Origin of the sequence: Devosia sp. (assembly GCF_039927955.1) — a bacterium.
In the GTDB taxonomy this organism is placed as follows: domain Bacteria; phylum Pseudomonadota; class Alphaproteobacteria; order Rhizobiales; family Devosiaceae; genus Devosia.
Window position 1 is genome coordinate 62,032 of record NZ_JBDSUA010000048.1, and the last position, 17,867, is coordinate 79,898.

At 61.7% G+C, this 17,867-nt stretch carries 17 protein-coding genes and 1 tRNA gene; 6 read left to right on the forward strand and 12 right to left on the reverse strand.

Annotation, left to right across the window (positions count from 1 at the left end; translation table 11 throughout):
* Positions 1-230 precede the first annotated feature (230 nt).
* Positions 231-410 (forward strand): hypothetical protein, encoded by a 180-nt coding sequence (locus ABIT12_RS13090; RefSeq protein ID WP_348042714.1) that lies wholly within the window; start codon positions 231-233, stop codon positions 408-410.
* Positions 411-550: 140 nt separating this feature from the next.
* Here ABIT12_RS13090 and ABIT12_RS13095 read toward each other — a convergent pair.
* A tRNA-Thr gene (locus ABIT12_RS13095) sits at positions 551-626 on the reverse strand.
* A gap of 221 nt (positions 627-847) precedes the next feature.
* Here ABIT12_RS13095 and ABIT12_RS13100 point away from each other — a divergent pair.
* Positions 848-1,585: a metallophosphoesterase family protein gene (locus ABIT12_RS13100; RefSeq protein WP_348042715.1), complete on the forward strand. Its 738-nt coding sequence runs from the start codon at positions 848-850 to the stop codon at positions 1,583-1,585.
* Here ABIT12_RS13100 and ABIT12_RS13105 read toward each other — a convergent pair.
* Complete coding sequence (locus tag ABIT12_RS13105; RefSeq protein ID WP_348042716.1) at positions 1,582-2,997, reverse strand: phosphomannomutase; 1,416 nt, start codon at positions 2,995-2,997, stop codon at positions 1,582-1,584. The genes ABIT12_RS13100 and ABIT12_RS13105 overlap by 4 nt on opposite strands.
* A gap of 157 nt (positions 2,998-3,154) precedes the next feature.
* Here ABIT12_RS13105 and ABIT12_RS13110 point away from each other — a divergent pair, with 157 nt between their 5' ends.
* The 3 genes from ABIT12_RS13110 to ABIT12_RS13120 are packed head-to-tail and all read left to right on the forward strand — an operon-like array spanning position 3,155 to position 5,140.
* Positions 3,155-3,739 carry a sigma-70 family RNA polymerase sigma factor gene (locus ABIT12_RS13110; RefSeq protein ID WP_348042717.1) on the forward strand — a complete coding sequence of 195 codons (585 nt, stop codon included), beginning with the start codon at positions 3,155-3,157 and terminating at the stop codon, positions 3,737-3,739.
* On the forward strand, positions 3,736-4,377 hold the full coding sequence (locus ABIT12_RS13115) for a ChrR family anti-sigma-E factor (RefSeq protein WP_348042718.1): 642 nt from the start codon (positions 3,736-3,738) through the stop codon (positions 4,375-4,377). The genes ABIT12_RS13110 and ABIT12_RS13115 overlap by 4 nt, the downstream gene beginning before the upstream one ends.
* Position 4,378: 1 nt before the next feature.
* Positions 4,379-5,140, forward strand: coding sequence for an SDR family NAD(P)-dependent oxidoreductase (locus ABIT12_RS13120; protein ID WP_348042719.1), 762 nt, complete (start codon positions 4,379-4,381; stop codon positions 5,138-5,140).
* A 10-nt stretch (positions 5,141-5,150) separates the two neighbouring features.
* Here ABIT12_RS13120 and ABIT12_RS13125 read toward each other — a convergent pair whose 3' ends face one another.
* The 7 genes from ABIT12_RS13125 to ABIT12_RS13155 all read right to left on the reverse strand — a co-directional run bounded on the left by ABIT12_RS13125 (position 5,151) and on the right by ABIT12_RS13155 (position 14,259).
* A complete protein-coding gene (locus ABIT12_RS13125; RefSeq protein WP_348042720.1) occupies positions 5,151-6,386 on the reverse strand; it encodes a cyclopropane-fatty-acyl-phospholipid synthase family protein in 1,236 nt (411 codons plus the stop codon).
* Positions 6,387-6,402: 16 nt separating this feature from the next.
* Complete coding sequence (locus ABIT12_RS13130) at positions 6,403-7,191, reverse strand: DUF1365 family protein (protein WP_348042721.1); 789 nt, start codon at positions 7,189-7,191, stop codon at positions 6,403-6,405.
* Positions 7,176-8,510 (reverse strand): FAD-dependent oxidoreductase, encoded by a 1,335-nt coding sequence (locus ABIT12_RS13135; RefSeq protein WP_348042722.1) that lies wholly within the window; start codon positions 8,508-8,510, stop codon positions 7,176-7,178. Before ABIT12_RS13135 ends, ABIT12_RS13130 begins: the two co-directional genes overlap by 16 nt.
* 74 nt (positions 8,511-8,584) lie before the next feature.
* A complete protein-coding gene (recJ, locus tag ABIT12_RS13140; RefSeq protein ID WP_407065619.1) occupies positions 8,585-10,381 on the reverse strand; it encodes a single-stranded-DNA-specific exonuclease RecJ in 1,797 nt (598 codons plus the stop codon).
* Positions 10,382-10,390: 9 nt separating this feature from the next.
* Positions 10,391-11,377 carry a class II fructose-bisphosphatase gene (gene glpX, locus ABIT12_RS13145; protein WP_348042723.1) on the reverse strand — a complete coding sequence of 329 codons (987 nt, stop codon included), beginning with the start codon at positions 11,375-11,377 and terminating at the stop codon, positions 10,391-10,393.
* Between the two features lie 26 nt (positions 11,378-11,403).
* The gene (locus ABIT12_RS13150; RefSeq protein ID WP_348042730.1) at positions 11,404-12,744 is read right to left on the reverse strand and encodes a homoserine dehydrogenase; all 1,341 of its coding nucleotides are present in this window, start codon (positions 12,742-12,744) and stop codon (positions 11,404-11,406) included.
* A gap of 291 nt (positions 12,745-13,035) precedes the next feature.
* Positions 13,036-14,259 (reverse strand): LL-diaminopimelate aminotransferase, encoded by a 1,224-nt coding sequence (locus ABIT12_RS13155; RefSeq protein ID WP_348042724.1) that lies wholly within the window; start codon positions 14,257-14,259, stop codon positions 13,036-13,038.
* A 411-nt stretch (positions 14,260-14,670) separates the two neighbouring features.
* Here ABIT12_RS13155 and ABIT12_RS13160 point away from each other — a divergent pair, with 411 nt between their 5' ends.
* Complete coding sequence (locus ABIT12_RS13160) at positions 14,671-15,981, forward strand: glycosyltransferase (RefSeq protein WP_348042725.1); 1,311 nt, start codon at positions 14,671-14,673, stop codon at positions 15,979-15,981.
* A gap of 3 nt (positions 15,982-15,984) precedes the next feature.
* On the opposite strand, the gene ABIT12_RS13165 is transcribed toward ABIT12_RS13160, so the two are convergent.
* The 3 genes from ABIT12_RS13165 to rplM form a co-directional block, all read right to left on the reverse strand.
* A complete protein-coding gene (locus tag ABIT12_RS13165) occupies positions 15,985-16,632 on the reverse strand; it encodes a hypothetical protein (RefSeq protein WP_348042726.1) in 648 nt (215 codons plus the stop codon).
* A gap of 99 nt (positions 16,633-16,731) precedes the next feature.
* Positions 16,732-17,220, reverse strand: a complete 489-nt coding sequence (gene rpsI, locus ABIT12_RS13170) for a 30S ribosomal protein S9 (protein ID WP_348042727.1) — start codon at positions 17,218-17,220, stop codon at positions 16,732-16,734.
* 1 nt (position 17,221) lies between these two features.
* Entirely contained in the window at positions 17,222-17,686 is a 465-nt protein-coding gene (rplM, locus tag ABIT12_RS13175) for a 50S ribosomal protein L13 (RefSeq protein ID WP_348042728.1), read from the reverse strand.
* Positions 17,687-17,867 lie beyond the last annotated feature (181 nt).

Sequence of the window (17,867 nt, forward strand, 5' to 3'; positions counted from 1 at the left end):
GTAAATTTATCTTTCAGCCGCCCACCCCGCACAAGGCCCTGCGCCCGACAGCGCAAATCAGAGCCGCGCCGTCGCGCCGAAGCGCCTCCCGGCAGAAAAATTATTTCTGGCCGCCGACACTGCCGCGCCACATCCTGCCCGGGCTGTCATCTGCGGTTCACCCAAACGGGGGATACATCGAAAGCTAACTTATTGTTAACATTCAGTTTCGCGAATATTGAGGCTAGGCAATGTCGTGGGTAAAACTACCAATCTTTGATGGGCAACTAAAGATCAAGCCGTATAGCCAGTTGCGAACCGTCGAAATTCGTCGCGCTGTGCCGATCGTCAGGATCGGCGCCATCTACATCTCGTTCTGGAATCGGGAAACCATCGAGCGTGAAGACAATTTCCTCGGCGGCGGCCGCTGAACTCGGGTCAGCGGCGTTGAGGTGAACAAGCGAGCACTGGTGCGTTCGGCCTTAGCTGGCTGCGTGGCCTCGACGGCGCCACACGCGGAGCGAGCGGATGCGCCACACTCGATGGCGATACGATGCTTGTGGACATTGCGTGGTGCCGGCAGCAGGGGTCGAACCCGCGACCCCCTGATTACAAATCAGGTGCTCTACCAACTGAGCTATACCGGCCTGAGCGCTGGCTAACATCGCTTTCCGGCCAAGGCAAGCGGTTTTGCGGTCATGGGAGCGGCGAAGGAATTTTGTGCAGGGAATCCAGATAAATACATTTGTCTCGATTGGCGGATCGGCGTTACCACTGAAGGCAAAGCCGCTCCGCAATCTGCCCGGGCAACTATCGCACTATGTTTGATTTCTTTCGCAAATTACTACCGAAGCTCTCGGCTGACCCTGTGTCCCGAGAACGCATTTCTGCCGACGTTTGGCCCGCTGTGATCTATGCCATTGGCGACGTGCATGGCTGCCGGAACCAGTTGGATCAGCTGCTGGCACAGATCAAAGTTGATGCCGCCGACATCGCTGGCGAAAAATGGATCGTCATGCTGGGTGATTATGTCGATCGCGGCCCGCAGTCGGCTGGCGTGCTTGATCTGCTCTGTGCTGCGCCGCCGGCCGGGTTCAAGCGCATCTGCCTTGCCGGCAATCACGAAGTCATGTTTCTCGAATTTCTCGACAATCCGCGCACTGAGGCCGACTGGCTGCGCTATGGCGGCATCGAAACGCTGCAGTCCTATGGCATTGTCGGGGAAACCTTTGGTGGCAAGGACATGAATGCCCGTCGGGCGATCCTGGCCAGCCACATTCCAGACGAACATATCGACCTGCTCAAGAGCCTGCCGGTCATGATCTCATTGCCCGACACAGTGTTCGTGCATGCCGGCGTGCGGCCGGGTGTGCTCCTGCAGGAGCAGGCGGAAGCGGATCTGATCTGGATGCGTGAACCGTTTCTCGGCTACGATGGTGCCCTGCCCTATCGGGTGGTGCATGGCCACACGCCGGAAAGTGACCCGGTCGTGCTGCCCCACCGCATCGGCATTGATACCGCCGCCTATGCCACCGGCGTGCTGACGGCCCTCAAGATGACACCGGGCGGGGCAATCGAGTTTTTCAACACCGCCAGGTCAAGCTAACGCACCGCCTGCGCGGCAGCCGCGAGGCCCCAATCGAGCAGCGCCTGGGCGTCCGCCAGCGTTGCCGCCTCGACATAGCAGCGCAATTCAGGCGCGTTGCCGGAGGCGCGGTAGTGAACGATATCGCCATTGGCCATGGTGAACTGCAGGCCATCCAGAGCCGAAAGTGAACCGACCATGCCAATCGGCGCGAAGAACTTTTCGGCATCGGCGGAGTTTTGCAGCGCAGTGAGGAAGGTCGCGGTTCGCTCCTGCGGCACATGCTCGAGCCGATTGGCCAGAGCAGCCCTGACCGGCAAGGCGGCGACGGTTTGGGCCACGGTCTGACCGGCGCGGGCCGAAATCGCCAGCGCCGCCAGGAGCGGCAGCACCGCATCGCGCGTTGGTAATGCCGGTAGATCGACTGCATTAAGCGTCACATCATTGCCCAAGAGCGTGCCGCCATTGGCTTCAAAGCCGACGACGCGCAATCCGCCCGCAGCCACGGCCTGTTCCATGCCGGCAATGACAAAGGGCGAGCCAACGCGAGTGCGCTCCACCTTGGGGAAATAGCCGGTGCGCTCGATAGCCGAGTTGGAGGTCACCGGGGTAATCACCACGTCGGCGCCGAGAAATTGGGCGGCCAGCAGGCCCAGCACGTCGCCGCGGACAAAGTTACCCTGCCCGTCCATCAGCAGCGGGCGGTCCCCATCACCATCGGCCGATACGATGGCGTCGAGCCGATGTTCCGCCACCCAGGCAGAGAGCGGGGCAAATACCGCGTCGCCGAAGGCTTCGGTATCGACCGCAACAAAGTCGTTTACCCGGCCCAGCAGCAGCACCTCCGCGCCCGCTCCGGACAGCAATTGCGCCAGCACTTCGCGAGCGACGCTGGAATGCTCGAACACGCCGACGCGCCATCCGGCGAGCAGCTCTGGCGTGGTCAGGCTGGCATAGCGCTGCGCATAGCGCGCTGCCGCAGCGTCGTGTTCGTTGGCGGCAACGACATCTCCTCTGGCGGCCTCTGCAGCGGCGAGCGCGCCCGCAATGCCGGCTTCATCGTCCTTGGTGATCTCGCCACGCGGCGTATAAAACTTCAAACCGTTGCGGTCGGACGGGATATGGCTGCCGGTGACCATGATCGCAGCGCCGTTGCCAGCCATGGCATGCAGCGCCAAAGCCGGGGTCGGCAAGACACCGCAATCGATCGGCACCAGGCCGGCAGCAGCAATGGCTGCTGCGCAATCAGCGGCGATACCGGCGCTGCTGGGGCGCAAATCACGCGCGAGATAGACCCGGCCACTGCCCAGATTATCCTGGGCCCGCAAATGGGCGATAAAGGCTGCCGTATAGCGGCGCGCTGCGTCGCCCTGCAGTTCAACCGATAGACCGCGCAAACCACTGGTGCCGAATTTCAAGCTGCTGCCGGTCATGCCAATCTCCATTTAGACCTGCTTGCCATAACGGCCGCGCCGGTGGCAAGCGGTGGAGCCGGTTCAGGCCCGCCGACCTGCCATGCGCTGTGATCCATGGTTAGCGCCGCTGCGTAAGGGGCTGACACAGGCGGAGCAGGCGATGTATGCCGGTAGCATGAGCGACATTGATTTCGGACAGCCCGCAGCCCCCCCGCCCGACAGCGATCCAACGGAGTTGTTGCGGCGGGTTGCTGAATGGCGCGACAAGGCCGCCCTTGCAGGCCTGTTTGGCCTGTTCGCACCCAAGATCAAATCGATGATGCTCAAGCTCGGCGCCAGCGATGCCCTCGCCGAGGATCTGGTGCAGGAAACCCTGCTGACGGTCTGGCGCAAGGCGCAGCTTTATTCGCCACAGCGCGGCGCGCCCAGCACCTGGATTTTTACCATTGCCCGCAATCTGCGGATCGATCAGTTGCGGCGGCAATCCAACCGCCCCTACGAAGATCTGGAAAAACTCGAACTCGCCAGCGATCTGCCACTGGGCAGCATGCTGATCGAGCAAAGCCAGATCATCGCCCGGGTCACTACAGCGCTTGAAGCGCTGCCCTCCGAGCAGCGCGAAGTGGTGCGCCTCAGTTTTATTCACGACCTTGCCCATTCAGAAATCGCCGAGAAAATCGGCATTCCGCTGGGCACCGTCAAATCCCGTCTGCGCCTCGCCTATGACCGGCTGCGCCCTATGCTGGAAGACCTGCAGTGACTGTAACGCATCACCCAAACCTGACGACATTGATAGCGTTCAGCGCCGGAACGCTGGACGAGCCCTATGCGGCCGTGATCGCCACCCATTTGGCAATGTCTGAAGCCGGTCGAAAGACCGTGCGCCAGATCAATACCATTGGCGGAGCGCTGCTCAGCGCCGAGCCCGACGCCGCAATGGCAGATGGGGCGCTGGATCGGCTGCTCGATGCGGCCGGTGACGAGCCGCTGCAAACCCCGCCTGCTCCGGACCACGCCCTGCCCGCTCCGCTTGCCAGTTATTTGCCCGGCGGGCTGGAGAGTGTGCGCTGGAAGTGGACTGGGCCCGGGGTTGCCGTGGCCGACCTGCCGGTGCAGCGACGCAGCCCGTCGCGGCTGATGCTGTTGCGCGTCGGCGCCGGACGTCGCGTTCCAGAACACAGCCATGGCGGCCACGAGCTGACACTGATCATCAAGGGCGCCTACAAGGACCGTTTCGGGGTGTTCGCGGCCGGGGATATTGCCGACCACGACGAAGATGTGGAGCACCAGCCGATCGCCGAGGATGGCGAGGACTGCATCTGCATGGTGGCGGTCGATGCGCCGCTGAATTTCCGCAGCCGGCTGATCCGTACCCTGCAACCGCTGTTCGGGATGTAGCATGGCCAATGGCAAGATCGCCTGGATCATCGGCGGCGGCTCCGGCATCGGAGCGGCAGTGGCCCATCGTCTGGCCGATGCCGGCTGGACGGTGGCAATCTCAGGTCGCCGCGTCGAGAAGCTCGAGGAGGTAGCCAAGGACCGCGACATCCACCCGTTCCCGCTCGATGTGACCGATGGGCATGCTATCGCCGACACCATCAAGTCGATCGTCGCCGCGCATGGCCGCATCGACCTGGGCCTGTTCAGCGCCGCGGCATGGCAGCCGATGGAGGTGGGCGATTATGATTTCAAGAAATTTCACACCATCGTCGACACCAACCTGCTCGGCGTCATTCGCATGGCCAATCCGCTGATCGCCCAGCTCGAACGGCAGGGGGGTGGGCAATTTGCGGTGATTGCGTCGGTGGCGGGCTATTTCGGCCTGCCGCGTTCGGCGGCCTATTCTTCGACCAAGGCGGCGCTGATCAATCTGCTGGAAACCATGCGCACCGAACTGGCGCCAAAAAATATCAAGGTGCGGATGATCGCGCCAGGGTTCGTCAAATCCGAACTGACCGACAAGAATGATTTCCCAATGCCGTTCCTGATGGAGACCGACGATGCCGCCAAGCGGATCGTCGATGGTCTGACCGGTTCTGACAGCTTCGAGATCGCCTTTCCCCGCCGTATGGTGTGGCTGATGAAGACGATCCGGTTTTTGCCCTATCCGGTGTTTTTCTGGCTGACCGCCAAGATGCTGCCAAAAGAAAAGGGCCGCTAAGCGGCCCTTTCTATGCAAGCTTGCGGTACTGATAAATCCCGACGTCAATCGAGCCTTCGGTAAAACCTGCCTCGCAATAGCAGAGGTAATACACCCACTTGCGCTTGAATTCCTCATCGTAACCCAGTGCGGAAATCATTGGCCAGCGTTCGAGGAAACGTTCGCGCCACAGCTTGAGCGTCTTGGCGTAGGACAGCCGGAAGGTTTCGGCGTTCTCCAGCACCAGACCGAACTTGTCGCCGAACTCGCGCATCACCGTCTTGGTCAGCAGCATGCCGCCCGGAAAGATGTAGCGCTGGATGAAATCAGGCCCGCTGCGATAGCCGTCGAAATCGGCTTCATTGATGGTGATCGCCTGGATCGCCGCCGTCCCGCCGGGCTTGAGCCGGTCATGCACGGTCTGGAAGTAGCTCGGCCAGTTGTCTTCACCCACCGCTTCGATCATCTCGATCGAGGCAATGTGGTCGAACTGCCCGGTGGTGGCACGGTAATCCTCAAAGTTCAGCGTCGCCAGATTATCCAGCCCCTGCGCCCGCAGCCGCTCCTGGCCATAGCGCAACTGTTCGGCCGATAGCGTGATACCGCGGAGATTGGCCTTGTAGTCGCGTGCAGCCGCTTCGGCAAAGCCACCCCAGCCGCAGCCGATCTCCAGAATGCTGGAGCCTTCGGTAACGCCGGCCATATCAGCCACCCGGTGATATTTGGCGCGCTGGGCATCCTCAAGGCTCTGATCGCCCGAGGTGAACACCGCCGACGAATAGGTCATCGAGGGATCGAGCCACTCGCCATAGAAATCATTGCCGAGGTCATAGTGCTCGGCGATGTTTTTCTTGGAGCCTTCCAGCGTATTGCGGCGCGACAGGTGATAGCCGAGGTCCTGCGCCGCCTTGCGGAAAATCCCCGGATTGGCATTGTCGAAGATATCGCGGTTCTGCAGGAAGAAGCGGAACATAGCGGTCAGATCATCGATTTCGATGTCGCCGCGCATATAGGACGCGGCAAAGCCGACCGTGCCGCGCTGCATGCCTTCGCGGATCACCTTGAAATTATTAAGCCGCAGCGTGGCGTGCTCGCCCGTTGCCGGGCTGCCTATGGTCCGACTGCGCCCGTTGGGAAATACTACGGTAATTGCACCATGTCTGGGCTGGCCCAGCATGCCAACGCCGACCCATTCAGCAAACCTTGAAAACAGGTGAGTCCATAGCGTAACGCCGCTATTGTCTTGGTCGACGGCCGTTTTACTCATTATCTGCTAATCCGAACTAGCGTGACGCCGCACGGTTGGCCCGCAATTGGCGCCTGAGTTTGAGTGTCAGAGGCACGCCCTTGAGCCATAAAAGCATGGCTTCCCAGTGAATGCCCATCACCACTTTAGCGGTCATAAATGGATATGCAAGCGTCAGTTTCAAGAGCATCCAGTCGCTGAGCGAGCGGTGTTCGCCCTCGAAATAGGCGGTCAGCACACCGCCCTCGCCCGTCGATAAGGTAATGCCCATAAACACTTTTTCGGCCGGGGGCCGGATCGAGAACCGGTAGGTGCCCTCCACAGCGTTGAACGGCGAGACGTAAAAGGCCTTGGCCGCACTATGGGTGATGTCCTCGCCCAACCCATCCACAACCGCCTGGTAGAAATGATGTTCGCCGAAGGTATTGCGGACCTCATAGACCAGCATGATGGTCTGGCCAGCCGCGTCATCAAGGTAATAAACCGTCAGCGGATTGAAGGCGAAACCGAACATGCGCGGATAGGCCAGCATGCGGATGCGTGCCACGCGCTCGCCCAACCCTGCCGCCTGGGCCTTGCGCCGGATGAAGGTGGAGACCGAGCTACCGTCATGAGCCCCGAAATCCTTGAGGTAGAGCGAAACAAGATTGAATCTATTCAACGAGAAAAGCCGCAGCTTCTCATCCATCGCGTCAAGGCGGTCGAGGTCGACCAGCATGGAGAAAACCCGATAGCGCAACGAATGGCGCTTGGGTCGGGCGCGCTTGTGGACCACGTCGCCGGTATAGATGGCGCCATCGGCGCCCTGGTCTATTCCGCCGCCCACAGTTGCTGATCTCCCTGGACCCAGTTGTGCGCGATGCGATCACGCTGCTGCGGCACTGACCACGGGCGGCCCACCGGCCCAATGCGTTCGGCCACTTCCAAGCCCGACTGCAGGCCGTCTTCATGGAAGCCATAACCAAGCCAGGCGCCTGCAAACCAGCTTCGCTGCGCACCCTGAATCTGCCAGATATCGCGTTGCGCTGCGAGGGCCTTGGCGTCGAACAGGGGATGATCATAGTCGGCGGTATATTGCACAGTGCCGGCGACGAATTCGCGATGCGGGTTCAGCGTCACGAAAATATCGGTCTTGGTCGGCAGCGGCTGCAACCGGTTCATCCAATAGGTCAGGCTGAGGTTTTCCTCGCCCTGTTCGCCGCGCAGGTAGTTCCAGGCTGACCACAGATGTTTGCGGCGCGGCATGAAGCTGGCGTCGGTGTGCATCACCGCGCGGTTGGGCGTGAATTTGAACGAGGACAGGATATTGCGCTCGGCATCGCTCGGATCAGCCAGCAGCTTGAGCGCCTCATCAGCGTGGCAGGCGAATACGACGTCATCAAAGTGGCGGCGCGAGCCATCGGCGAAGAAGATTTCAACGCCGGTCGCGTGCCGCGCCACGGTGGTTATTTGGACACCGGTTTCAGTCCGAAAGCGCCGCTCGGCCGTGATCCGCGTAATGTATTCACGCGAGCCGCCTTGCACCGTGCGCCATTTTGGGCGGTTGCTCACCTGCAGCAGATTGTGGTTGGCAAAGAATTCAATGAACGACCGGGCCGGAAAATCCAGCATGCCGCGCGTCGGGGTTGACCAGATCGCCGCCGAGATCGGCAGGATATGGTCTTCGATGAAGACGCGCGAGTAATCGAATTTCTTGAGGAATTCGGCGATGGTCATTTCGTCGGGGCAGGTCGCCACCTGCTTCTGCGCATCGCGGAAAAACCGCATGATATCGCCAACCAGTTGCCAGTGCTCCGCACGGATGATGTTGCGGCGCTGCCCGAACAGGCCATTGAGGTGCTTGCCGCAATATTCCATGCGCCCTTCGGCTACCGATACGGCAAAGCCCATATTCGATGCCGCCGTTGCGACGCCGAGGTGGTCAAAGAAGGCGGTCAGGTTGGGGTAGTTCTGCTCGTTGTAGACGATAAAACCGGTATCGACCGGGACGGCGCTGGCGGCAGTCTTGGCCAGCACGGTGTTAGAATGGCCGCCCAGGCGCGGGCTTTTCTCGAACACGGTAACGTTTTGAGTCCGGGACAGCAGCCAAGCCGCTGAAAGTCCAGATATTCCCGAGCCGATTACCGCGATGTCGAGGGAAGTCATAACCGGCGCAACTCCGTGAACTTGTATGTTGTTACGCGGTGAGCAACGCTCCGGATCAGCTAAAAGTTTCGACTTCAGAAGGCTTTGGGCCGCGCCAGGTCGGTCACGCGCAGCTGCACCTGTTCGCGGCCCTGATAATGATCGATTCCCAGCGTGCCGGCAAAATGCAGCACGCCATCGCCGATGGTTGACAGCAGCGCATCACCAATCGGCTGCCCTGCCGCGCGGAAGGCGATGGCCTTGAGCTTGGCCCCGTCGTCGGAAGTCAGCGTGAAACTGACATGGCCGCCCTTGCCGACAATCTGCGGAAATTTGACCCGATGGGCAGGAAACACAAACACCGGTGTTGGATTGGCCGAACCAAACGGCCCTGCCCGCTCCACCTGATGCACGAAATCCGGCGTGGCCCCGCGCGCCGTCATCGCCGCATCGATCGGCAGCGCCGTCGCTGCCCGCGCCAGCGCAACTGTCGCAGACAGCCGCTCGGTCAAGTGCGCCCGGAACGGCCCCATCTGGCCGGGTTTTATGGTGACGCCCGCCGCCATGGCATGGCCGCCACCCTTGGCGATCAATCCCAGTTCCACCGCTTCGATTACCGCCGAACCCAGATCGACGCCGGGCATTGAACGGCCGGAGCCGGTGCCGCTGCCATCGGGATGCAGGGCAATGGCAAAAGTGGGTCGCTCGAAGCGCTCCCGCAGCCGCGCCGCGATCAGGCCGACGACGCCGGCATGCCAATTGGCCGAGGCCAGTACCAGGACGGGCGGTCCCTCGCCGCCGCCGATCTCTGCCTCCGCAACCCGTGCGGCCTCTTCGACGGCGTCGATCTCGATGCGTTGGCGTTCGGAATTCAACTCATCAAGCTGCGCTGCGATCACCAGCGCCTGATGCTCGTCGCTCAGCGTCAACAACCGGGTCCCCAGTGCCGCATCGCCAATCCGTCCACCGGCATTGATGCGCGGCCCGATCAGGAAACCCAGATGGTAGGGATTGAGTGGCCCATTGACCCGCGCCGCCAGCGCCAGCGCCGCGATTCCCTGATTGGTGCCGCGCCGCGCCACTTCCAGGCCGCGGATGACAAAGGCACGGTTCAGGCCCTTGAGCGGGACGACGTCGCAAACCGTTGCCAGCGCCACCAGATCGAGCATGGCCAGCAGGTCCGGCAGCCCGGTAACCTGCTGGTTGCGCAGCACCCGATTGGCCGCAACCAGCACCATGAAGGTGACCCCGGCGGCGCAGAGATAGCCCAGACCCGAAATGTCATCGGGTCGATTGGGATTGACCAGCGCGGTGGCGGGCGGCAGGTCGTGATCGGACAGATGGTGATCGACTACCAGCACGTCGATGCCGCGCGAGCGCGCATGGGAGATTGGGCCATCGCTGGTGGTGCCGCAGTCCAGCGTCACGATGAGTGTCGCGCCGCCATCGATCAGCTTGTCCATCGCCGCAACATTGGGGCCGTAGCCTTCAAATATCCGGTCCGGGATGTGTACCGTCGCCTCGATGCCGAAATGGTCGAAGAACCGCGCCATCAGGGCGCAGGAGCAAGCACCATCGACGTCGTAGTCGCCAAACAGCGCTACCTGTTCATGATCGGTGATGGCCCTGGCCAGCCGCTCCGCCGTCGCGTCCATGTCGGTCATGGTGGACGGGTTCGGCATCAGCTCCCGGATCGTCGGCTCCAGATAGGATTTGGCCTCGTCTACGCCGACGCCGCGCCCGGCAAGGATGCGCGCTAGAATTTCCGGCAGATCGGCGCGCTGGCTGATCGCGGTTGCCGTGCGTGTGCCCGCAGCATCCAGCCGATCCACCCAGGCCCGCCCGGTGACGGAGCTGGTGACATCGAGAAAATTGCGCGGAGGCTCGATCAATGGAGCGCCTTAGCGCGCATGTCGCGCGGTGATCCAGCGCACGGTCTGCGACCAGGAGCGCATGACGATGGTCGAAGTCTGTACCGAATCCTTGCGCAGGCGAATGCCCTGTAGCATCGACCCATCGGTCACTCCGGTCGCGGCGAAGAAGACGTCGCCCGAGGCCAGGTCGGTGACATCATATTTGCGACCAAAATCGGTAATGCCCATGCGCACGGCGCGTTCGCGCTTTTCGGCACTGTCAAAGATCAACTTGCCCTGCATCTGCCCACCAATGCAGCGCAACGCCGCGGCCGCCAGAACGCCCTCGGGGGCGCCGCCGGAGCCGAGATAGATATCAATGCCGGTATCCTCGGTGTTGACCGCGTGAATCACTCCGGCGATATCGCCATCGCTGATCAGTTTGACGGACACTCCGGCCACCCGCAGTTCCTCGATCAGCGCCGCATGGCGGGGCCGGTCGAGCACGCAGGCGGTGATTTCACGCAGCGGCACGCCCTTGGCGGCGGCCAGCATGGTGACATTCTGGGTCGCGGTCCAATCGATATCGACCACCCCTTTTTCATAACCAGCACCGATGGCAATCTTGTGCATGTAAAGGTTGCGCGCCACGTTGAGCAGCCCGCCCCGCTCGGCCACCGCCAGCACGCAGATCGAATCCGGCTGGTTCTTGGCGCATAGAGTCACGCCCTCGAGCGGATCGACGGCGATATCGACTTCCGGGCCATTGCCACTACCGACCTGTTCGCCGATGAACAGCGCATCGACCTCATTGACCTCGCCCTCGCCGATAACGATACGGCCATTGATCGGCACCCGGTCCATTTCGGCGCGCATGGCAGTGACCGCGGCGTCATCGGCGGCCTTCTCGTCGCCCTTGCCGCGCCAGTCGGCTGCGGCGATCGCTGCGCGTTCGGTGATCCGAACCAGTTCGAGCGTCAGGCTGCGGTCGATGATGGCGGGACTTTGCGCGTCCGCGGCCTTGCTCAGTTTCATGCTGTCCCCCCGGCCTGTTCCGGCCGTCAGAGCAGCTCGATGCGGATGAGCTGCGGTTCACCCACTATGAACCCGTCTGCCGCGATCTGCGCAAGGGACTCGCGCACGGTTGTCTCCAGAGTTTGCTGGGTCAACAATACGACCGTGCGGGTAGGTTGCCCGTCGGCAGCATTGGCTTTGACATGCAAATCTGGTCGCTGGATGACGCTTTCGATGGAAATGCCCCGTTCGCCCATGCGTGCAGCAATTGCTGCCAGTGCGCCGGGTACATCCTTGGCATTCAGACGAATATAGAAGCCGCCGTCATGGGCGCGGAGCGGCGCCTGTTTATAGGGCAGCAGTTCCTGGCTTGGCACGCCCAGCGGCGGCACGCGCGTGCCGCGAGCGATGTCGAGAATGTCTGACAGTACCGACGACGCCGTGGGCGGCCCACCGGCCCCCGGACCTGCCAGCAGCAGTTCATGTACGTGGTCGGTTTCCAGCGCCACCGCGTTCATCACGCCATCGACACCAGCCACGGCGCTGCCCTTGGGCACGAAGGTCGGATGCACGCGCTGCTCGATGCCATCCTCATAGCGCTGCGCCATGCCCAAAAGCTTGATCTTGTAGCCCAGGTCAGCGGCCACCTTGATATCGGCCTGGGTAATCTTGGAAATGCCTTCGACATGGATCTTGTCGGGCGCGATTTCGTAGCCAAAGCACAGCGTCGCCAGAATCGACAGCTTATGTGCCGTATCGAAACCGTCGACGTCAAAACTGGGGTCCGCTTCGGCGTAGCCCAGCGCCTGCGCATCCTTGAGGCATTCGGCAAACGAAATATCCTCCTGCCCCATGCGGGTCAGGATGTAATTGCAGGTGCCATTCATGATTCCATAGACACGCGCGATACGGGCCGAGCCCAGTCCTTCGCGTAGCGTCTTGATCACCGGAATGCCGCCGGCAACAGCAGCTTCAAATCCGAGCTGCGCGCCCGATTCTTCGGCCATCCGCGCCAGCGCCACGCCATGCTTGGCCAGCAACGCCTTGTTGGCAGTCACCACGGGACGGCCCATTTCCAGCGCCGCCTTGACCGCCGCGAAAGCCGGACCGTCCTCGCCACCGATCAGTTCAACGAACAGATCGATGCCATCGGATTTGGCCAGCGCCACCGGATCGTCGAACCATTCAAGCCCGGCAATATCGATGCCGCGGTCGCGGGAGCGGGAACGTGCGGCAACGGCGGTGACCACAATCTGCCGGCCGAGCTTCTTGGTCAGCTCTACGCCATCCTTCTGCAAAATCCGCACCAGCGTGGCGCCGACATTGCCCAGGCCGGCAACGCCGATGCGCAATGGCGTTGCGGCAACGCTGTCGCTGAAATCCTGCATCGCCTTGAGAATGCGGTTACGCGTCTCCGAGCGCGGCTCGCGCCCCTCGCGCAGATCGAACACGAACAGGGGGTCTCCGGCAATGGTGCGGCCGAACCGGGTCGGGGTCCAGCCACGGGCAGAAATGAAGGACTCTACGGCTTGGCGGAAAGACTGAATATCACTCATGGAGCGCACATGAATAGGAAACCGCCTAGGCGTCAATAGGAGTTTAGCGCGCGCCGCGCTCGACGCACAACCTGATCGCTATCGGCTGTGAAAAAGGGCCGGCGAACCGGCCCTTTGCTCAGATCACTTCGCGGTCGCCAGCGGCACCACGTTGGTGGCTCCGCCATCTTTGCTGCCGAGCAACTTCTTGATGTTGCGGGCGGCCTGACGGATGCGCTGCTCGTTTTCCACGAAAGCCAGCCGAATATACTGGTCGCCATATTCGCCAAAGCCCACGCCCGGTGCGACGCCAACGCCAGTTTCCTGGATCAGCAGCTTGGCAAATTCCAGCGAGCCCATATGGGCAAACTGTTCCGGGATCGGCGCCCAGGCAAACATCGTCGCCTTGGGCACCGGAATGGTCCAGCCCGAGCGACCGAAGCTCTCCACCAGCACGTCGCGGCGCAGTTTGTAGACCTTGCGGACTTCATCGATCACATCGTCCGAACCGTTGAGCGCAGCAGCGGCGGCAACTTGGATCGGCGTGAACGCGCCGTAGTCGAGATAGGATTTCACCCGGGCCAGAGCTGCGATCAGCCGTTCATTGCCGACGGCAAAGCCGACGCGCCAGCCGGGCATCGAATAGGTCTTGGACATCGAGGTGAATTCCACCGAGATGTCGATGGCACCCGGTACCTGCAGCACCGATGGCGGCGGCGCGTCTTCGTCGAAGTAGATTTCCGAATAGGCCAGATCCGACAGAATGAAGATGTCGTTGGCTTTGCAGTACTTGACCACCTCGGTGTAAAAATCGAGGTCGGCGGTATAGGCGGTCGGGTTGGCCGGATAGTTCAGCACCAGTGCGATCGGCTTGGGGATTGAGTGCCGTACAGCACGATCGAGCGAACGCATGAAATCTTCATTGGGATCGGCCGGCATCGAGCGCACCACACCGCCGGCCATGATGAAGCCGAAGGCATGGATCGGGTACGTCGGGTTGGGCACCAGCACCACATCGCCGGGGGCGGTGATGGCCGAGGCCATGTTGGCAAAGCCTTCCTTGGAGCCCAGCGTTGCCACGATCTGGGTATCGGGGTTGAGCTTCACGCCGAAGCGGCGGCCGTAGTAACTGGCCTGGGCCTTGCGCAGGCCGGGAATGCCGCGCGAGCTGGAATAGCGATGGGTGCGCGGGTCCTTCACCGTCTCCTGCAGCTTTTCAACGATGTGCTGCGGGGTCGGCATATCCGGATTGCCCATGCCCAGGTCGATGATATCGACGCCGTTGGCGCGCGCCTTGGCCTTGAGCGGATCGATATGGGCGAACACGTAGGGCGGCAGGCGGCGGATGCGATGGAAATCTTCGCTCATGTGATCCTCGGCGGTCCGTTTGGACCTTGATTGGGCCGCGACGCGTCTAGCGCAACGCTTCTCGGTTAGAGAGCGTGATTATCGCGGAATTATGGTTGTGAACGGGTTAAACCGCGCCTTGCGGTGCCCTACGTCGTTTTCGGCTCTTCCCCGCCACTTGGGTGGCGTGCGGGAAGAGCTAGCGGGCGTTCGCGGCGGCCGCACGCGCCGGTGCTGCCACGGACTTGCCGGCGAGCGAAGCTCCAACCAAAGCAATAGTGTACAGGGACGGCATGTCTCTTGCCCTTCGGACGGGTTTTTTGTAATGAAACCAGCTAGTGAGACCCGTTCTTAAATGCTGCGCAGGGTATTGTAAATGGTCCGGCGGACGCCGACCTTGCTGACCAGAACGGCGTATTGTGAGGTTCGACTTTGAAGCGCATTGCCCTCGTTACGATCGGCACGCAAGGCGACGTTCAACCCTATTTGGCCCTCGCAATTTCCCTCAAGAAACGCGGTTACTCAGTCGTCCTCGGGGCTTCCGAGGAATTTGAGGACATGGTCACCAGCTATGGAATCGAATTCCATTCGCTGGGCCCATCAATCCAGGCCTTCCTGCAGCAGTCGCGCTTTGAAAATGCGATGAGCCAGTCGATGCTGATCAATGGCCCGTCCCTGCTCCGCCAGGGTCAGCAGATCGTCGATACGGCAGCCCGCCATGCCTGGACCATGTGCCAGGGCGCCGACGCCCTGATTCTGAACATGAACACCAGTTTCGGCATCGATATCGCTGAAGCGCTGCATATCCCGGCAATCATGGTGGCGTTGCAGCCGTTGAACTCTACCAGCGAGTTCCCGCTCTGCATGTATTACGGCGCCGATTTCGGCCCGGCCTTCAACCGCCTCAGCTACACGGCGATGACCGTGCAGCAAATCTATTACAACCTGCCGCGCAACAAGCTGCGCCGTGAGCTGATGGGGCTGGATTCGCGCAAGAACGGTGGCTTCTTCAAAAACACCGATGGCACCCCGCTCAATACGCTTTATGCCTATTCCTCGATGGTCTCGCCGCGTCCACGCGACTGGCCCAAGACCGCTGTGGTCACCGGCTTCTGGCAATTGCCTGATATCAGCGATTGGCAGCCCTCCGCAGCCTTCCAGAAGTTTTTGTCGGAAGGCCCGGCGCCCGTCTATATCGGGTTCGGCTCGATGCCGTTCGGCGCCGAGCGCAATACGCAGATCCTGAAAGAGGCCGTCAAGCAATGGGGCGGTCGTGCGGTGGTGGCGCGCGGTTGGGGCGGCATCAATCCCAATGACCTGCCCGACACCATCTTTGCCATCGAAAAGGCCCCGCACGACAAGCTGTTCAAGTATGTCAGCGCGGTCGTGCATCATGGCGGCGCCGGCACCACCTCCGCCGGCCTGCACCTTGGCCGTCCCACCTTTGTGGTGCCGCAGACCGTCGACCAACCCTATTGGGGTCGCCGGGTCTATGAACTGGGCTGTGGTCCCAAGCCGGTGCGCCTGCGCAAGCTGACGCCGGAAATTCTGGCCGGCGCGCTGGAAGACCTCAGCACCAGTGCCGACTATCGCCGCAACGCCGCAGCGCTCAGCGAGGAGTTGCAGGCCGAAGACGGTACCGACAAGGCGATCAAGGTGATCGAGCGGGTGATGGCGACCTATGTGCCGCGTATCCTGAAAAAGAAGAAAGTCCGCAAGGCGCCGGTGCCGCTGGTCGGCTAAGCCTCAGCGCCGAGCGGCCTTGGCGGTCAGCGTTGCCACACCAGCGACCAGCATCGGGGTGATCAGTGCCGTCGCCAGCGACGCGATGGCGATGCTCAGGTCGACATTGAGCCAGGCGGCGAACGCCAGTCCTGCTCCAGCCAGCCCGCAGGCGATGCCGGTGCTCAGATGCACTGCTCGCCACGCCCGATCACCCTCGACCGGCCACGGCAGGCGCAATCCGGCATAGGAGTGCCGCTCGGCTTCGGCAAACACGATGCCCGTCACCACCAGCAGCGCACCGAGCCCATATCCGGTCATCCGGACCAGATCGAGATCGGACCCGACACCGGTCAGCAGCAGTCCCATCTGCACGGAAGCGATCACCGTCAAAATCACTGTCAGGATCGGTTCATAGACATGGCGGGACTGGAGCAGGCGCGACTTGCCCAACAACAGGCCGAGAATAGCGAAAGCCAGTGTGAACCCCACGGCAACCACCGGCGCACCCAGCAAGGCGACGTCGCGCGGCCATAGCCAATCCGCCTCGCTATGCGGTCCCCAATGCGCCGGATAGGCAAACCCCACAGGTACACGGACAAAGGCCACGATGGTCATGGCGGTCAAAACCGTCAGCAGCAGCAGGTGGAACCGGGTAATCAGATTGAACATGGGCGACGATCCGTTGGTCTGGCTCTATCTGGTGATTGGACCGCGCAAAGAAAAGGGCCGGTTTCCCGGCCCTTTGCAGCAATTTGGTGCGTCCAGCGATTAACGCTTGGAGAACTGGAACGAACGACGGGCCTTTGCCTTGCCGTACTTCTTGCGTTCGACGACGCGCGAGTCACGGGTCAGGAAGCCACCCTTCTTGAGGATGCCACGCAGTTCGGGTTCGAAGAAGTTCAGCGCCTTGGAGATGCCGTGACGCACAGCACCGGCCTGGCCGGAAAGACCGCCACCGGCCACGGTGACGACGACGTCGAACGAGCCCTTGCGGTCGGTCGCGATGATCGGCTGCTGAACGATCAGCTGCAGCACCGGACGAGCGAAATAGGCAACAAAGTCCTTGCCGTTGACAACGACACTGCCCTTGCCAGGCTTGATCCAAACGCGGGCAACCGCGTTCTTGCGCTTGCCGGTCGCGTAGGCGCGGCCCTGGGCATCAAGCTTCTGCACATGGACAGGACCCGACGATGCCACGATGGCAGGAGCGACGGAGGATGCGCCGAGAGCTTCGAGAGAATTGATGGTTTCGGCCATATTACTTCACCCGCACATTCTTGGAGTTCATGGCAGCGACGTCCAGCTTGGTCGGCTGCTGGGCCTCATGGGGATGCTCGGCACCCGAATAGACCTTGAGGTTCTTGAGCTGGGCGCGGGTCAACGGGCCGCCGGGCAGCATGCGACGCACGGCATTTTCCAGAACGCGTTCCGGGAAACGGCCTTCGAGCAGTTCGCGGGCCGTACGATCCTTGATGCCGCCGGGGAAGCCGGTGTGCCAGTAGAACTTGTGCTGGTCCAGCTTGCGGCCGGTCAGCTTCACCTTGTCGGCATTGATGACGACGACGTTGTCACCCATGTCCATATGCCGGGTGAAGGTCGGGAGATGCTTGCCGCGCAGGCGCATGGCGATAACAGAAGCGAGGCGGCCGACGACGAGATTGGTGGCATCGATGAGGACCCACTTCTTGTCGATTTCGCTCGGTTTGATCGAGAACGTGCTCATTGATCAGTCCTTGAGGGAAAAGGACCAGCGGCACGTGGCCGCCGGAATTCGTGGCGGGGCTATAGGCACCTCGCACGAAGGCGTCAAGCGCAAATGTAAAGCGACGCGATTTCAGCGACTTAGGATGTGGTATTATGCTACCGCAGGCTAAGCAGCGAGCCACGCTTGGCATTCCAGAGAT

What these genes read in the sequence shown, in the direction of transcription:
- ABIT12_RS13090 (WP_348042714.1), top strand. Translation starts at nt 231, where the DNA reads ATGTCGTGGGTAAAACTACCAATCTTTGATGGGCAACTAAAGATCAAG.
- ABIT12_RS13105 (WP_348042716.1), bottom strand. Translation starts at nt 2,997, where the DNA reads ATGACCGGCAGCAGCTTGAAATTCGGCACCAGTGGTTTGCGCGGTCTA.
- ABIT12_RS13110 (WP_348042717.1), top strand. Translation starts at nt 3,155, where the DNA reads ATGAGCGACATTGATTTCGGACAGCCCGCAGCCCCCCCGCCCGACAGC.
- ABIT12_RS13120 (WP_348042719.1), top strand. Translation starts at nt 4,379, where the DNA reads ATGGCCAATGGCAAGATCGCCTGGATCATCGGCGGCGGCTCCGGCATC.
- ABIT12_RS13125 (WP_348042720.1), bottom strand. Translation starts at nt 6,386, where the DNA reads ATGAGTAAAACGGCCGTCGACCAAGACAATAGCGGCGTTACGCTATGG.
- ABIT12_RS13135 (WP_348042722.1), bottom strand. Translation starts at nt 8,510, where the DNA reads ATGACTTCCCTCGACATCGCGGTAATCGGCTCGGGAATATCTGGACTT.
- glpX (WP_348042723.1), bottom strand. Translation starts at nt 11,377, where the DNA reads ATGAAACTGAGCAAGGCCGCGGACGCGCAAAGTCCCGCCATCATCGAC.
- ABIT12_RS13150 (WP_348042730.1), bottom strand. Translation starts at nt 12,744, where the DNA reads ATGCAGGATTTCAGCGACAGCGTTGCCGCAACGCCATTGCGCATCGGC.
- ABIT12_RS13155 (WP_348042724.1), bottom strand. Translation starts at nt 14,259, where the DNA reads ATGAGCGAAGATTTCCATCGCATCCGCCGCCTGCCGCCCTACGTGTTC.
- ABIT12_RS13165 (WP_348042726.1), bottom strand. Translation starts at nt 16,632, where the DNA reads ATGTTCAATCTGATTACCCGGTTCCACCTGCTGCTGCTGACGGTTTTG.
- rpsI (WP_348042727.1), bottom strand. Translation starts at nt 17,220, where the DNA reads ATGGCCGAAACCATCAATTCTCTCGAAGCTCTCGGCGCATCCTCCGTC.
- rplM (WP_348042728.1), bottom strand. Translation starts at nt 17,686, where the DNA reads ATGAGCACGTTCTCGATCAAACCGAGCGAAATCGACAAGAAGTGGGTC.